This window comes from Paenibacillus xerothermodurans (genome assembly GCF_002220865.2).
Taxonomy (GTDB): Bacteria; Bacillota; Bacilli; order Paenibacillales; family NBRC-103111; genus Paenibacillus_S; species Paenibacillus_S xerothermodurans.
On sequence record NZ_NHRJ02000006.1, the window covers coordinates 116299 to 131773 of the forward strand.

Annotated in this window: 14 protein-coding genes; 3 read left to right on the forward strand and 11 right to left on the reverse strand. The window is 51.7% G+C overall.

Annotated elements, in window-relative coordinates; genetic code table 11:
- Positions 1 to 352: 352 nt before the first annotated feature.
- Both CBW46_RS12455 and CBW46_RS12460 read right to left on the reverse strand, forming a co-directional pair.
- On the reverse strand, positions 353 to 1924 hold the full coding sequence (locus CBW46_RS12455; RefSeq protein ID WP_089200329.1) for an FAD-dependent oxidoreductase: 1572 nt from the start codon (positions 1922 to 1924) through the stop codon (positions 353 to 355).
- Between the two features lie 279 nt (positions 1925 to 2203).
- Positions 2204 to 3559, reverse strand: coding sequence for an MFS transporter (locus CBW46_RS12460; RefSeq protein WP_089200330.1), 1356 nt, complete (start codon positions 3557 to 3559; stop codon positions 2204 to 2206).
- A 216-nt stretch (positions 3560 to 3775) separates the two neighbouring features.
- Here CBW46_RS12460 and CBW46_RS12465 point away from each other — a divergent pair, with 216 nt between their 5' ends.
- Positions 3776 to 4696 (forward strand): polysaccharide deacetylase family protein, encoded by a 921-nt coding sequence (locus CBW46_RS12465; protein WP_089200331.1) that lies wholly within the window; start codon positions 3776 to 3778, stop codon positions 4694 to 4696.
- A 34-nt stretch (positions 4697 to 4730) separates the two neighbouring features.
- The gene (locus tag CBW46_RS12470; RefSeq protein WP_243633288.1) at positions 4731 to 5852 is read left to right on the forward strand and encodes an amidase domain-containing protein; all 1122 of its coding nucleotides are present in this window, start codon (positions 4731 to 4733) and stop codon (positions 5850 to 5852) included.
- Between the two features lie 146 nt (positions 5853 to 5998).
- Here the strand turns inward: CBW46_RS12470 and CBW46_RS12475 are convergent, their stop codons facing one another.
- The 5 genes from CBW46_RS12475 to CBW46_RS12495 all read right to left on the reverse strand — a co-directional run bounded on the left by CBW46_RS12475 (position 5999) and on the right by CBW46_RS12495 (position 9842).
- The gene (locus tag CBW46_RS12475; RefSeq protein ID WP_089200332.1) at positions 5999 to 6607 is read right to left on the reverse strand and encodes an alpha/beta hydrolase; all 609 of its coding nucleotides are present in this window, start codon (positions 6605 to 6607) and stop codon (positions 5999 to 6001) included.
- Positions 6604 to 7554, reverse strand: a complete 951-nt coding sequence (locus CBW46_RS12480; protein WP_089200333.1) for a ring-cleaving dioxygenase — start codon at positions 7552 to 7554, stop codon at positions 6604 to 6606. The genes CBW46_RS12475 and CBW46_RS12480 overlap by 4 nt, the downstream gene beginning before the upstream one ends.
- 33 nt (positions 7555 to 7587) lie before the next feature.
- A complete protein-coding gene (locus CBW46_RS12485) occupies positions 7588 to 7989 on the reverse strand; it encodes a DoxX family protein (RefSeq protein ID WP_089200334.1) in 402 nt (133 codons plus the stop codon).
- Positions 7990 to 8059: 70 nt separating this feature from the next.
- Positions 8060 to 8512, reverse strand: coding sequence for a MarR family winged helix-turn-helix transcriptional regulator (locus CBW46_RS12490; RefSeq protein ID WP_089200335.1), 453 nt, complete (start codon positions 8510 to 8512; stop codon positions 8060 to 8062).
- A gap of 178 nt (positions 8513 to 8690) precedes the next feature.
- Positions 8691 to 9842 (reverse strand): hypothetical protein, encoded by a 1152-nt coding sequence (locus tag CBW46_RS12495; RefSeq protein ID WP_089200336.1) that lies wholly within the window; start codon positions 9840 to 9842, stop codon positions 8691 to 8693.
- A gap of 144 nt (positions 9843 to 9986) precedes the next feature.
- On the opposite strand from CBW46_RS12495, the gene CBW46_RS12500 reads away from it, so the two are divergent.
- Positions 9987 to 10724, forward strand: a complete 738-nt coding sequence (locus tag CBW46_RS12500) for a polysaccharide deacetylase family protein (RefSeq protein ID WP_089200410.1) — start codon at positions 9987 to 9989, stop codon at positions 10722 to 10724.
- Positions 10725 to 11080: 356 nt separating this feature from the next.
- On the opposite strand, the gene CBW46_RS21800 is transcribed toward CBW46_RS12500, so the two are convergent.
- The 4 genes from CBW46_RS21800 to fdhF all read right to left on the reverse strand — a co-directional run bounded on the left by CBW46_RS21800 (position 11081) and on the right by fdhF (position 15386).
- Entirely contained in the window at positions 11081 to 11485 is a 405-nt protein-coding gene (locus tag CBW46_RS21800) for a patatin-like phospholipase family protein (protein WP_243633289.1), read from the reverse strand.
- A gap of 13 nt (positions 11486 to 11498) precedes the next feature.
- Entirely contained in the window at positions 11499 to 11786 is a 288-nt protein-coding gene (locus CBW46_RS21805) for a patatin-like phospholipase family protein (RefSeq protein ID WP_243633290.1), read from the reverse strand.
- A 152-nt stretch (positions 11787 to 11938) separates the two neighbouring features.
- On the reverse strand, positions 11939 to 12433 hold the full coding sequence (locus CBW46_RS12510) for a helical membrane plugin domain-containing protein (RefSeq protein WP_089200337.1): 495 nt from the start codon (positions 12431 to 12433) through the stop codon (positions 11939 to 11941).
- Positions 12426 to 15386, reverse strand: a complete 2961-nt coding sequence (gene fdhF, locus CBW46_RS12515; protein WP_089200338.1) for a formate dehydrogenase subunit alpha — start codon at positions 15384 to 15386, stop codon at positions 12426 to 12428. The genes CBW46_RS12510 and fdhF overlap by 8 nt, the downstream gene beginning before the upstream one ends.
- Positions 15387 to 15475 lie beyond the last annotated feature (89 nt).

Consider the following 15475-nt stretch of genomic DNA (forward strand, 5'->3'; position numbering starts at 1 on the left):
CAGTCGATTATAACATTGTTGTTCGTTATTAAGAAATAGTTCCTCATGCACTTTTATGAATCTGGCTTTAATTGTAAAATCCTGGATCACCCTTTCAGGTGCGTTTGAGCGCCTTGGCAAACCACATGCGCGCATGCCGAGCAGGATCACTCCAGCTTGCTACTGGACAGAATCAAACGACAGCACCACACAAAAGCAGGTCATTCGGATCACGCGAAACCTGATATGATGGTCCTATGCATCATAAACGCGAGCATTAAAATTAGGCCCATTGACAGATTGCGACGAACGTCGAAAAAAAGAAGCATGCCCCCGTTCCACTGGGGCATGCTGAGCTCCTGCTTGTGATGATCTATACCGCCCCTATGCTGGGCCACGCCAACTCTACGCCTTGATTTGAGAGCAGCGTCTGTAGTTCCTGCAGCTTCTTGGGATCTGCGCGCACCTCGCTCGGGCTGAACCCTTTGTCCAAGCAAAACGCGGCAAGATAGCCCGCCGACTCGCCAATGTTCCATTCTACCGGATGAAGCCGGTAGCACCCGTTGGTGACGTGGGTTGTGCCGATATTTTTGCACGCGGCCAACAAGTTTTTAGTGCGCTGGGGGATAAGGCTCCCTAGCGGTATCTGAAAAGGAAGCGATGAAATATCAATGAAGTTCCGACCGCTCATGCTTGGATGCAAATCGATTCGATAACATCCAATCCCAACGCTGTCCAGGAACACTTCCGCTCCCTGTTCGCCGCGCACAGCTGCACTGACGTGCTGCTCGAGCACAGTGAACTCCGCCTTGATCCTTCTTGATTCACGAATGTACGGCGCTTGTGCCATGCCATCCGCGGTGCCGACCACGTCGGGCCGCAGCCGCAGCCCCGGGTATCCGCACTTCCCGTCCGGGCGGGGCGCCTCCGTCTGCAGCCAATACAACAGCGAGTAGCTTAGTTGTTTCGCCTGCCGGCGGTGTTTGCGCTCGACCTGTTCAGGCACATCGTAGATGTTGCCTAGAAAGTAATCGTTTTGCGCCCAATTCACCAGACTGATATCGGACGGATAAGTTCCCGGCACGAAATTGGTTTGATCGATGATTCTGCGGTAAATGAAGAGCGGATATTTGTCCGTACCCGGAAACAGAGCTTCCTCCGTCGGTTCAAGTGTCTTGGGGTCTGGGGACACCCAATTCAGCAGAGGATTGGGCCAAAAAGCCGGCTGAAACGAGCGCCAAAAGTCATAGTCTTCCGGCTTATCGATGACATGATTTTCACCCTCGAAATAGTCCATTGCGAAACAATGCGTGAACGCCTGCACATCGTGCGGGTCCGCCGGACCATCCAAAGCATGAGGCTCATCGGTCTCGCTCTTGGATTCCGCACCGGTCACATACTCCACCCCCGCTAAGGGAAGCACATCACCGCACTCTGTCGCATCCAGGACGTACGGGGCGTGAATCGTTATTTTTTGTCCGTCCGGCTGTGTCACCGTTACCGATCTTATCGTATCACCATCGGTTTCGGCCGCCACCGGTTTGCATCGGGTATGAATCGTAAGTTTGCCGGCATGAATGAAAGGGGCTAACATCAGCTGCAGCACGTGCAGCATGGCACGCGGTTCGGCGCAGAGGCGGCTCACGCCTCCATTGCCCGGATTGAAATATATGGCGGATCGACCGGAATCCGATGAGGGAAAATACCGTCGGTAATACGATCTCACGAGATCACGAAACCTTCGGTAATTTCGAGTACACCCAAATTGCTCGATCCATTTATGCTCATCGGGAGGCACGGCCTGACTGGTCAACTGCCCGCCAATCCAATCGTACTCTTCTGTCATAATCACGCTTTTGCCAAGACTGCACGCTGCAAGAGCAGCCGCACACCCTCCGACACCTCCGCCAATCACAGCAATATCCGTATGTACTTCCCTATGCATACCTATTCCTCCTTAAGCATTTTTATCCATAATTTACCTCCCTGCTTGGTTATTGACGATGTTTGTCTACTAAATGTTGCGGTGTAATCCCAATATGGAAAAATATGGATTCAATAGAGCGGTAAAAAAGCTCCGCTGAGGCTAGCCGAGCGTATCCGGAAGGTACCGGTGCAATATTGCGAAAAACAGTGTGGTGTGCGTTGAAAGGGACGGGCAGCGTCTCCCTTTGATTCGCGTTTAAAATCATATAAACAACAAAAAGCACTACGCGTCGAACTGCTATACTGCACTCTCTTCTCTTACAGCCGCGCTTGGCTTTTCCCGGTTTACATGCATCGACCGCCGATACCATAACAGTATCGCGAAGGAACAAACACTGACCGCGAGCAAGCACCGGTATACAAGCTGATAGGCGTCGACCAGCGGTATTTGCTCCTGCAGTGCAAGCAGTAGGCCGCATGCAGCGACCGAAAACGCGCCGCCGAAAAACTGTGTCAGCTGCATCAGTCCCATGCCGGAGCCGATCAGAGGCTTTTGCAATATGCGTGACGTTTCGTTATTCAAGGAAGCGATGGTAGCTGAAAACGCCGGAGAGAAACAGATGTAACCGCAAAGAATAACGAACGGCGACACAGCAAGTCCTATGGAAAAAGCCGCGACCACCGCGGTAAGAATAGCGTGACCCAGAAGCAGAAACCGCAAATTGCCATACCTGTCGATCCACTGACCCAGGAATCGCGTCAGTATCGCAGACACGATGGCGCCCGGTGCGATCACAAATCCGATCGTCATCGCCGATTGTTCGAAAAGATTCGCGAGTGCAAGCGGCATAAGGAACAAATTAGCCAGGTTCAGCACAAGGATGCAGAAGCCTATAGTCAACAGCTTCCTGTAAGCAGAGTTAGCCAAAAGCTGAGGATTGATGAACGGCTGCTGCGCTCTTTTCAAATGCCATGCATGGGCGGCGAATGACAGAACGCTGACAGCAAGCCAAACGGCCGAGCGCTGGGTGACCGCGATTAGCAGTGTGGCGGTGTTGATCACGGTGAAACCCGCACCCGGTGCATCAAAGCGGAATGGCTGCGGCTGTTCTTTGGGCAGAAGCCGCAGAAGCAGAGGCAGGATAACAAGCACAAGGCATGTTACCGCGAACAACCCGTTCCAGCCGAAATACTCGCTCACTAGGCCGCCTACGATCGGCCCGAGTCCGAATGCCATCGCACTCCCGGCCGAAATCATAGTAATCGCTCTGCCGCGCCTCTCATAGGGAATGTACCTGCTGGCTAGAACCAGGCCCAGGCCCGCCATTGCGCCGGACCCCGCGGACTGCAGAATACGTGCCGCAAGCAGCGATTCAAAATCACGGGCAAAAATACCAAACACCGACGACAGCCCAAGCACGCCAATACCGACCGCCAGCAGTGTCCGGATGGGAACGGAGTCCGACAGCCTGCTGTAAATGACGGTGGAGAGAGCATATCCGATCGAGTAGCTGGAAATAATCCACGCTCCGAGGTTCGCCGTTATGCCGAGATCCCGGATGATACTTGGGATGGATACGTTAAACATCGTCGTATTCATCACCACTATAAACAGGCCGAATGTCCACACCGGCATTACGATTTTGTCATTCATATTCCAAACCTTCCTACCCCGCTGCATGCCTGACCATCCTTGGCGCCGCACCAGTTTTATCATGATATATTGATTATTATACTTTTGCGCTCCGTTGGCAAACCCAGGGCTTAATTGAGTGAGGTGGGATCGTCAGCACAATAGCTTACGGGATTACATAATTCCGCTATAAGCAGCAGATAATGATGGGTATAAATCGAAAGGAGTTGCCCAGGTATGCTGTGCTGCAAGCTCGCAATCATTTTGGCGCTTTCCTCTTTACCAATTGTGTCGGGATTCACAACGCTCCCTATCAATCTTGATCCCGTTATGACCAAAATTATGCAGGAAGCGCCGAGCAAACGGATCCCGCCCGTCGATGCCAAAATCGATCGTCTGGAAGGGGCCATCCCTGGCTACAACGGCCTAGAGGTCGATATTGAACGGACTTACTCGGTGAATAAAAATAAGCCTTCGGGTACGCCTTTTGAGTATGTGTATAAACAAATCCCGCCCGCTGTCAATCTGCATGACCTGGGGGCACAGCCCATCTACCGCGGCAATCCGCAGAAACCAATGGCGGCACTAATGATCAACGTCGCGTGGGGCGACGAGTTTATTCCGCGCATTCTAAAGACGTTGGATGAGCATAAGGTGAAGGCTACATTCTTCTTCGACGGCTCCTGGCTGAAAAAAAATGTGGCTACCGCAAAAGTGATAGCCGAGCATGGCCACGAGCTCTCCAACCATGCCTACTCTCATAAGAACATGAGCCAGTTGAGCGACAGCCAGGCGTTAGCGGAAATTACTAAAACGGAAAAGCTGCTGCAAGAGCAGCTGCAGGTGAAAAACCGCTGGTTTGCCCCGCCGTCAGGAGATTTCGACAAGAAGACTGTGGAGCTTGCATTGAGTTTAAAATTGAATACGGTGCTGTGGACGCTGGATACGGTGGATTGGCGAAATCCGAGCCCTGAATCCATCGTTCATAAGATAGGGTCAAAGGTTGGCAATGGGTCGCTGATTCTGATGCATCCAACCCGCTCCGCAACTACAGCATTGGATGGGATGATTCGAGCCATACGCAGCAAAGGCTTGCAGCTTGGCACAGTCAGCGACGTATTGTCCCCTGAGCGTGTCGAGCCCCTCGTCACACCTTAGAATAAGCCCGCTGAACGCACTTTGGAGGGTGTCAATGAAACCATTTGTCTTGTTCATGCTGCTCACCGCCTTGCTCATTCCGTCTGCCGCCAGAGCCGAAGATGCAGGCAAAGAGGAGGTAGTGCGATTTTTAAATCAGCTGTATGCGTCCCGCGCCCAATCGCTGCTGCACGCTGAGCCCCGCCCGATCAGCCCGTTTTACATTGCGGCGGAAAAAACCAGCCGCTATGCGCTGCACCATGAATTGCGCAGAACGGAGTACATGCATGCCTGGGCGGAGAGAAGAAACATCGAGTTCGTTCACGCCGGCAGCGAAATACACATCACCCAGTTCAAGCGCCAGGCAGATCGGATCAAGCTTTCTCTAACACAGAGTCTGAAACTCAGCTATGTATATAAAAACGGGGCAAGAGAGCCGCAGCATTTCGGTGTGGGAACCCGCCATACGCTGACGTTGAAGCAGCTCGACGGGCAATGGTATGTGCTAAAAGAATGGTATTCGGATCCATTAGAGGAAGACCCCAAGCTGATTCCGACTTGGCTTCACGCGCAGGACCATGTGCGCATCCCCATGCCGTTGGCCTACCCCGCTTCCGCTTCGCGCCCGGTCAAATATGATAGGGCGAAGGCGGTCAGATATGCCGACAAGTACGCAGGTCTCGCTTGGGGCGCAGGCAATGGTCATAAGTACAACAGCAAATACAAAGACTATTCGGGACGCGGCGGAGATTGCACCAATTTCTCTTCTCAAATTGTGGGAGATCCTCACGAAGGAGCGGGCCTGCGCATGACACCGACTTGGTTCTATAGCAGGAACGAAGGCGGAAGCACGGCGTGGATCCGGACTGACTCGTTTAAAAATTATTTGCTGTATCAGGGTCACGGCGCGCTCATCAGGAGAGGTAAATATGTCGACATAATGAAATCCAGCTCACGGTTTCCAAAAGGCGCATTTGCGGAAATGAAGCCCGGTGACTTCGTAGGATACGAACTCAAGCAGGGTGATATCGACCACTTCTCCATCATCGTAGGCTTCGATGCCAACGGCTACCCGCTTGTAAACTCGCACTCAGCCGACCGATATCACGTGCCTTGGGACTTGGGATGGGACAAATCCACCGTATTCTGGCTAATCCATATGCGCGATCATAGCTAGCGGCTGCGCGTCAAGCGGCCGCACCGCCGCCACGCCTTACACTTGCTGTACCTCAGCGCGATACCATGCGGCAGTGGCTTCCACTTCTGTGCGCGTCAGTTGATAGCTGTGCTGTTGCAGCGCACTGCGAGTGCGCGCCAGCCGAGTTACAGCACCTCCGCGTGATACCATGCGGCAGCGGCTTCCACTTCTGGGCGCGTCAGCTGGTGGCCATGCTGTTCCCAATGCACTGTGACTGCCGCTCCCGCTTGTGTGAGCAGTTTTTTCAGTTCGTCTGTCTCCGCCGGCGAGCAAATAGGGTCATTCGTTCCGGCCCCGATGAACACCGGCATGCTGAACAGATTGGGAAGCTGCCGTCCCCACAGGGGGACCATCGGATGGTGCAGGATCGCGGCCCGCAGCACATTAGGAAAATGGAACACCAAGCTGGCGATAATGTTCGCGCCGTTAGAATAGCCCACCGCTGCCACGTTAGCCCGGTCGAACCCGTATTGTTCGGCCGCTTTGTCCAGAAACTTGTGCACTTCCTTGGTGCGATGTACGAGATCAACTTCGTCAAACACGCCCTGCCCCAGGCGCCTAAAAAACCGGGGCATTCCATTTTCCAGCACGTTGCCCCGAAGACTTAGCACCGCGGAGCCTGGAGACATGAGCTGGCTCAGCGGCAGAAGGTCTCGCTCCGTTCCCCCTGTGCCGTGGAATAGCACCAGTGTGGGACGGTCGGCTTCGGTTGCCTGCTGATATAGATGAATCATCTGCGTCTCACCTCGGGGTCCCTTACCACAAAAGGCGCCAGATTGCTCTCAATCTGTCTGCGATGAGGCTCATACCACGCGGGCAGCATCAGCTTTTCCCCCAGAGCAGCAACGGCCTCATCCACGGCGAAGCCCGGCGGATCTGTGGCGATTTCAAACAGGATCCCGCCGGCCTCACGAAAATATACCGCGTTAAAGTATTGCCGATCCTGCACCGGCGTAGGCTGAAAACCATGTGACTGCACATGTTCGCGCCATTGCAGCTGCTCTTCATCATCTTTGGCCCGCCACGCAATATGATGGACGGTGCCGCTGCCGCCAGCGCCATACCCTACGGGGTCAGCCTTCAAATCAATGATATTGCCGATGTCCCCGGCAGAGCTAAACCGGATGAGCCCGTGTTCCTCGGACACCCGCTGCAGCCCAAGCGTATGCGCTAGGGCTTGGGCTGTGCTGGTTGGCGCCGCACTGTACAGGACCGCACCTCCGAACCCTTTGATCGCCTTGTCGATCGGAACACCGGCAGTCGACCATGTGCTCTGTGGGCCTTCGGCCCGTTCAACCAACTCCAGCCGCAGATCGTCGTAGTCCGTGAATGTAAGGTAGACTTCGTCGAAGCGCCGGTGTTTCTCGGCCGGAATCTCATATGCACGCAAACGCTGCTCCCAGAAATCCATCGAGCAAGGAGGCACCGCATACGTGGTGACGCCGACTTGGCCGCCCCCTACACGGCCTTTGTGCCCCATCGGCCAAGGAAAAAAAGTGATGATGGTTCCCGGATGCCCGATTTCATCGCCGAAATACAGATGGTATACCTCGGGCGCATCGAAATTGATTGTTCGTTTGACTAACCTTAGACCCAGTATTCCAGCATAAAAATCAACATTCTGCTGCGCATCCCCTACGAACGCCGTGATATGATGAATGCCTACCGTTTTTAACGTCATAACTGATTTCTCCTCCCATGCTGCAACCGCGATTCAGGAATTCCACCAAGCGTCGAGCGAATAATCGCCAGGCCCGGTAAGCCAGACACCTATTGCGACTACGAGCAAAACTAACGGGTATTCGTATCCGTTCGTCGTAGCCCATAGCCCATGCTTGCCGTGCACTTTAATGATGGCGCCCAGCATCGTAATAACAATCAGCGCGGCGGCGAGGCCGGTGAATAGACCGGCAGCGAAGAACAGTCCTCCCACCAGTTCTGCCAAACCTGCCAGCACGGCCATCGTCATCCCTGGTTTGATTCCCGTAGACTCGAACCAGCCGGCGGTGGCCTTTAGCCCGCTGCCGCCAAACCAGCCGAACAACTTCTGCGCACCATGGCCGGCCATGAGCAGGCCTACAACCAGCCGTATCAATAATAACCCTACATCCGTCACGTGGAACTCCTCCTTCGCCTCTACTTTAAATCCATACATCTTAAATTCAAGATACTTTTTAAAAAAATTTTTATGTCCGGTTTTGCGTGCCCTTTCCCAACCTCTTTAACAGCTCCGTGGTAAGATGTTTTTCCTCTGTGGTCAGCTCGTGCATCATCGAGTGGATCGAGGCGGCATGCGCGGGAAAAATACGGTCAAACCACTCTATCCCGGCGTCGGTGATCTCCGCGTACACGACGCGGCGGTCCTCCTTACAAGGCACGCGTCTGATCAGCTGTTTTTTCTCCAGCTTATCAATGTTATAAGTCACACTGCCGCTAGTTACCAGTATTTTCTCGCCGATCTGCTGCAGCGGAATCCGTCGCTTATGATACAGCACTTCCAACACCATAAATTCAGCCGAGGACAGATTGTAATTCCGCATGTCTTTCACAGCCTGGTCCATGATACTTTTGTATGCTTTGGACAGCACTACGAACAGTTTTAGCGATGCTTGTTGATCCTCGCTGTTATTGTCCGACATTAGCTTCTCTCCTATTCGTTCAAACTTAAATATCTTAAAGTTAAGATAAATATATCGTAGGAGACATTCTTTGTCAATCGCGGTAACCTGCGCATAAAAAAGAACCTTCAGGTGGCCATCTCTGTGTGATGTACACATTGTTCATGCAAACGGCGGAGCCGCTGCACGGCTCCGGCGTTCACCTCCGTGTGGCATCTTTTTTGCCTTGCTTCGCAGCGGTACCCACTCGCACGGAGTCAATCTTCCAAGGCTCGAGCAGCGAGGTGCGGCACACGTGGAACGATATTCGCGCGTGCTCTCTCGCCCGGCCCTGCCGCTCAATTTGAAAGCTAGCGGGTATTTCCACGGACAGCAGGCCTGTGGTGTCTTTTTTCACATAATGTGATGTGCGGGTCATTGCCTCGATCTCGTCTTTGCTTCGGAGGAGCTCGGATAGATCAGCGTTTTTTTGCGGCGCCACGCTCAGCGCCAACAGCAGCGGGTCGCCCAGATGTATTGCCGCGACAAACGCATCCACCACATCGTAAGGAGACGCGTGATCGAAGTATTCGTCCAGACGGCCGCCCGCTTTGCGCACCATGAGCTGATGCTCCAAGTCGACTTTACCTGATTTATGAGTTGAGCTATTCAAAAAATGAATGCAAAAGTGGCCTGAAAAGCCGTTGTCAGGGATGCCGTCTCCTCCGTGAGGCATACCGTGCATCGATGCCGCAATAACCTGCTCGTCGGTTTGCGCCAAGATAGCCCGGCGCTTCCAGCTCCATTTTCCATTATAAATTTGTTTCATGATGGCGGTGTCTGCCTCGGTCAACGGTTGAACGTCTGCATGGTGTTGGCCTGCTCTTCTTTGCACGTTAAAGGTCAGCCCGGTCTCCATATCAATTACCTTGAATGTCTTTTTTCTCGGTATGATTTGTTTTGCTTGATCCCAAGGCACCATTTTGCCATAGTGTGCGGAGCGGACGAGCCCTACATACTGCAGCAGCTGCGCCTGGGCGTTTTCATCCAATTGTATCTTTTCCCCGCGCTGAACATCAAACAAATTCCCCTCTTCATCCACCGCATACGTTGTTGCATGCGTCTCTGCGTCTTTGACGGTTAAAAACGTGTCGGTCGCAGGGATAGCGGTGATGAATTTCTCTACATGGCTGCGGTCAATCCGCTGTATCAGCTTGCTGTTCATTACGACGAGCTGCGTCTCCATGTCGGCCTGCGAGGACGCTTTGACGGTGAGAATCGCCTGCTGCGCGGGAGCTGCCGAAGCATCGTGACCGAAGCATGCGGCTACGATAAACATAACAAAACATATGAACAGCCGTCTGTTGATCATCGCCACCCCGTTTCCCGAATTGTATTTTTAGCGTATTTATTTTCTGCCGGCGCCGGGGAAACCATAACAGGCAATTTCAAGGAAACATAATAAACATAGATCCGGCCAAAATACGGTTATGAAGGAGGGAGATCGATCGTGCAAATGTGGGCTAATCCCATTATTATTACCGCCTTATTAGCCGCGCTGTTCACTGTCGACAGTACAGCGCCGCAGTATAAAAACCGGCAGTACTATGAAGCGAGAGGCGACATTGTGTGGGAAGTGCCCACGCAAGAGCAAATTATCGCCCTTACGTTTGACGATGGTCCCGATCCGGCCGATACGCCCGCCATTTTAGATCTGCTGAAACAGTATGAGGCGAAAGCCACCTTTTTTGTGATCGGAACGCGTGTCGAGGCTTACCCGGAGTTAGCGAAACGCGAAATCGCGGACGGCCATGAAATTGCCAACCATTCCTATCATCACAGATATTTTACGAGGCGGATTGGTGGCGACAGAGTATACGAGGATATCTCACAGGCCGAGCGCGTCATAGTGGATACAACGGGACGAAAACCAAGCTTATTTCGGCCGCCCGGAGGTTTCTATGGTGACAACGTGGTGGATGCTGCCAAAAGGTCCGGCTACCAGGTGATCATGTGGTCCTGGCATCAGAACACAAGAGATTGGGACACGCCCGGTGTGAAAAAAATCGTCGACACGGTGTTGAATAACGCGCACAACGGAGATATCATACTGTTTCATGACTACGTGGAAGGGCAAACGCAGACCGTCGACGCCTTGAAACAAGTGCTGCCTGAGCTGAAAAACCGAGGCTTCCGCTTTGTCACGGTGTCCGAGCTGCTGACATTCCGCAAGACGGCTGACGGCAAACATTAAAACATGAGCGGGCAATGACTTTTTTGTGCGGCATAATAAAAAAGCTTCCATTGGCGATGGAAGCTTCAAAAGTCCGAGTAGTTGGTGACTGCGTAGTATCTATTGCAAACTCGCGAGATGAACTCATCCAATCTCACCTTTACGTATTGTTGTAGGCTTCCAGATATTTTTTAGTTCCTGTTTTACCTGATTCAATAAGCCTTAACTTCATCTCAGGAGATATCTCAAAATCGGTAGCCTTTACACCTAGGGAATCAATATATACTGTTCGATCTGCATCTGTACTATGTAAATGAGCATTATTCTGAGTATCCATGATTGTACCGATTAAATTCGAAGAAAAGTCAAAGAAATTATCAATTGCTATGTTCGGGGGGAACCGTCCCTATTAAAACATCTTGCTCCTCTTTCGAATCCAAGCGAAACCCTAACGTCTCTTTGTTTTGCACGAGTATATCCCCAGCTCTTTCGACATTAATTCCGTTTCTGACCCGATAATGTTCAGGAATAGTAAAATTATCTTCGTTTTCAACATACTCCTTCATATCGAACATCCTAACCGGATAATTCATTAACACGCCGCCGTCTACATAGTAGTCATTTTCCCACTTAACTGCTTGAAAAAACAAAGGCAGAGACATGGAAATCCGAACAGCATCAATCATTTTAGGTGTATTGCTAGAGGCAAATATAACAGAAAAGTGAGTTGAAACATTTGTACCTACAAAAGACATTTCTTTGTACCGTTTGCTTTCCTGCATTAACGCAACTTCTTCACCATCCGAAGTTTTTAATTAACTGGTACATGTTATCTATCTGGACACTAGCGATATCCTCGTCCATAAAATCTGTTAAATTCATGCGCTCGAGTGTTACTTTGATTTGATCAACCGAATAATTCAATCCTATTAAAAGGGCTATTATTGCCCCAGCTGATGAACCTCCCGTTCTGCGAATATTCTCAAGAATTCCTTCATCCTTCAGCACTTCTAATGCCCCTGCATAGGCAATGCCCTTTACTCCTCCGCCTTCAAACACCAAATTGCGAAATGGATAAACCATTCGATCACCTCGGTTATTCGTCTCTACTCTTTTTTACCAAACAACTCAAAAAAGGGAAACCCTAACGCTCCCCAAAAACTTATACTTTCTATTATGTTAAAAAAAACGCACCCTCCGACAACCGGAGAGTGCAGTTTTTGTTTGCCAGTATTTCACTTCTTCATCTCGGCTTCCTTCTGATTCAATCCCTCGCCCAAGCCCTGCATGAAACGCAGTCCGGTTGACATTGCGGCACGCACGTTCGGATCGCGCATCATACCCATCAACGCGAATACACCTTGGGGCTCCACGTCCGGTTTCATCGCCGCATTCAATCCTTTTTCCATTCCGGTGATCAGTTTTTCGGTGGTCTTCGGATCAATCCGGCCGAGCAGCTGCGTGAAGCCGATCACCGTTTTCGCCATAGTTGGAATGTTGGCGATATTGATAAAGTCCAGCCCTATCGCCGCCATTGTGCTCCGATTTTTCATGATGCCCTGGATGATGTCCAGCACCCCGGCTTCACTCAGCTCGTTCAACAAATCCAGCGCCCAAATGATAGTGCGCTTATTTTCGGTGAGCTTTTGCAAAATTTCCGCCATGGCCTCCGCTTGCAGCTGTTCCTGCGTCGGAATTTTGCGTTCGATGTAACTTATCGCATTAGCCACGTTGTTCACGCTCCTTTTGGATAGTTACCGCCACAGGCTCGAAGCCCGGCCGCTTCCACTTCTCCTCGACCTTCACGCCGACCTGCGGATTTCTTATTGCAAGGCGGAAGTTTTCATCAGGCAGCGGACGTTCACCATCAGCTCTGATGACATCCATGTTGACTTTCATTTCTTTATACGCCGGCGTGTGCGTGATCAAGTCAAAATAGCTGCTCGTCAGCCGGTTCACCGTTTCCTCGAGCTTCCGGGTATGCATCGGCAGGTACAATTCGTCGCCCTGCACCCTGTCGGTAACGAGAACCGGTACCTCTACTTGGCCATACGGAGATGTCAGCCGTACGAGGGCTCCATCCTTGATGCCGCGGCGCTCAGCAAGCTCAGGCGAGACCTCCAACCAGATGCCAGGCACCTTATGCGTAATGTCAACACTTTGATATGTCATGTTACCTTCATGGAAGTGCTCCAGAATACGACCGTTATTTAAATGCAGCTCATAACCCTCCGGCTCAAACGGCGGTGTCCATTCCAAAGGAATCAACCGGCCTTTACCGTTAGGGAAACCGAACTTTTCCTGGTACAGCAGCGGAGTGCTTTCTCCTTCCGGGGAGACGGGCCAAACCTGGCTGTTCCAACCTTCCAAGCGCTCATAGCTGACGCCGGCGAACAGGGGAGCAAGACTCGCCGCTTCCGCCATAATTTCGCTAGGATGGGTGTAGTTCCAATTCGCGCCCATACGGTTGGCAAGCATCTGGAAGATCTGCCAGTCGGGTTTGGAATCGCCCAACGGCTCGAACACTTGATAGAAGCGTTGGATGCGTCTTTCCGTATTGACGAAGGTTCCGTCCTTCTCCAGGCTTGGCGCTGCCGGCAGCACGACATCCGCAAATTGCGCGGTTCTTGAGAAGAATATGTCCTGCACCACGAAAAACTCGAGGTTGCCGAACATCGCCTCAACATAGTTGGAGTTAGCGTCAACCAAGGCCATCTCTTCACCGAACAAATACATAGCCTTGATTTCACCTTTTTCAATACCTTCAACCATCTGGTGGTTATCATAGCCTGGCTTGGCCGGCAGCTTCGTGCCCCATGCCTTTTCATAGCGAGCCCGAACTTTCTCGTCGGTGACCAGCTCGTAGCCCGGGAAGTAGGAGGGCAGTGTGCCGAAATCGCAAGCCCCTTGCACATTGTTATGGCCACGCAGCGGATAAGCACCCGTACCGGTGCGACCAAAGTTACCGGTCACCATGAGCAGGTTACAAATTGCAGTACTTGTGTCAGTGCCGCCCAAATGCTGGGTAACACCCATTGCCCACAGCATGGAGACCGAGCCTGCATTATGGATCATGTTGGCGATTTGGATCAATGTTTCCTTCGGTACGCTGCACACCTCCGCAGCATAGTCCAGCGTGAACTTGTCCAGTGAGGCGACATACTCGTCAAAGCCTTCCGCACGCTCATTGATAAACTCTTTGGCATGCCAGCCTTGCTCGATAATGTATTTTGTCACCGCCGACATCCATACGAGATCCGTACCCGGTTTTGGACGGAAGAATATGTCAGCCCGCTCCGCCAATTCAGTTTTACGCAAGTCTGCGACAATCAGCTTCTGTCCGTACAGCTTGTGGGCGCGTTTCACCCGGGTGGCAAGCACAGGATGCGATTCCGCCACGTTGGCGCCGAGCACAATGACCAACTCGGCGGATGCGATATCCTTGATCGTACCCGTATCGCCACCCAGACCGACTGTCCGCATCAGTCCCGCAGTAGCAGGAGTCTGGCAGTAACGGGAACAGTTATCTACGTTGTTAGATTCCATTACTGCACGTGCGAATTTTTGGAAAACGAAGTTATCCTCGTTACTGCATTTGGACGAGGCGATGTAGCCGATAGATTCGGGCCCGTGCTTTTCTTTGATCGCGCCGAGCTTCTCCGCAATCAAATCGAGAGCTTCGTCCCATGTAGCTTCAACGAATCGGTCTCCCTGCCGGATCAGCGGCTTAGTCAACCGGTCCTTGCTGTTGACAAAATCCCAACCCCACTTCCCTTTCACACAGGTTGACACACCGTTGACCGGCGCCTCGACGGTAGGCTGGATTTTCAGAATTTTTCTCTCTTTTGTCCAAACCTCAAAACTGCAACCAACGCCACAGTATGTACATACGGTTTTTGTCCGCTTAATTCTGGATTGACGCATCGCAGCTTCGAATTCGGATATCATGAAGATCTCACGATAGCCCGGCTCGACCTCCTTGGTCAGGTCGATCATAGGCTCAAGTATATCGGAAGCGATATTGGTCATGTATCCGGCTTCTCCAAGCATAGTCTTTTCCATAAGAGCGTTACAAGGGCACACATTGACGCAGTGGCCGCAAGATACGCAGGAGGACACATCGATAGGCACATCCTGGTCCCATATAACACGTGGAATTTCACGGTTCCAGTCGATACTCAGCGTTTCATTCACCTGCAAGTCCTGGCATGCCTCTACGCATCGGCCGCATAAGATGCACTGATTCGGGTCATAGCGGTACATCGGGTGCGACATGTCGAGCGCGTATGGCTTTTCCCTGAACTCGTATTTCTGGTGGTCCATCTGCAAAAGTTCCGTAGTATTGTGCACGACACAGTTACCATTGTTGTTATCGCACACGGTGCAATAAAGCTCGTGATTTTCCAAAATACGCGACATCGCTTCCATCTGGGCTTCTCTTACATACGTGGATTCGGTAGCTACCCGCATGCCCGGCTGTATCAATGTATTACAAGAGCGCACCAGTTCGCCATTGACCTCTACAAGACAAGTGTCACATGTTTGAAGAGCACCCAATTGAGGGTTGTAACAAATTTGAGGGATAAAAGTCTTGTCCTCGTTTGCCGCCTGAAGAATGGTCTGCCCGGCCTTACCGGTCACCTCTTTACCGTTCAACATGATGGAAACACTCTCGCTGCTCATACGCTCAAATCACCTCTTATGTTGTTTTTCGTCCGCAATAATAAATAATTAACCAAACTTGATCTCTAATAAGCATACCCTGATCATTT

Coding starts and splice junctions, on each gene's coding strand:
- CBW46_RS12455 (WP_089200329.1), bottom strand. CDS start 1,924: ATGCATAGGGAAGTACATACGGATATTGCTGTGATTGGCGGAGGTGTC.
- CBW46_RS12460 (WP_089200330.1), bottom strand. CDS start 3,559: ATGAATGACAAAATCGTAATGCCGGTGTGGACATTCGGCCTGTTTATA.
- CBW46_RS12465 (WP_089200331.1), top strand. CDS start 3,776: ATGCTGTGCTGCAAGCTCGCAATCATTTTGGCGCTTTCCTCTTTACCA.
- CBW46_RS12470 (WP_243633288.1), top strand. CDS start 4,731: ATGAAACCATTTGTCTTGTTCATGCTGCTCACCGCCTTGCTCATTCCG.
- CBW46_RS12475 (WP_089200332.1), bottom strand. CDS start 6,607: ATGATTCATCTATATCAGCAGGCAACCGAAGCCGACCGTCCCACACTG.
- CBW46_RS12480 (WP_089200333.1), bottom strand. CDS start 7,554: ATGACGTTAAAAACGGTAGGCATTCATCATATCACGGCGTTCGTAGGG.
- CBW46_RS12490 (WP_089200335.1), bottom strand. CDS start 8,512: ATGTCGGACAATAACAGCGAGGATCAACAAGCATCGCTAAAACTGTTC.
- CBW46_RS12495 (WP_089200336.1), bottom strand. CDS start 9,842: ATGATCAACAGACGGCTGTTCATATGTTTTGTTATGTTTATCGTAGCC.
- CBW46_RS12500 (WP_089200410.1), top strand. CDS start 9,987: ATGTGGGCTAATCCCATTATTATTACCGCCTTATTAGCCGCGCTGTTC.
- CBW46_RS21800 (WP_243633289.1), bottom strand. CDS start 11,485: ATGCAGGAAAGCAAACGGTACAAAGAAATGTCTTTTGTAGGTACAAAT.
- CBW46_RS21805 (WP_243633290.1), bottom strand. CDS start 11,786: ATGGTTTATCCATTTCGCAATTTGGTGTTTGAAGGCGGAGGAGTAAAG.
- fdhF (WP_089200338.1), bottom strand. CDS start 15,386: ATGAGCAGCGAGAGTGTTTCCATCATGTTGAACGGTAAAGAGGTGACC.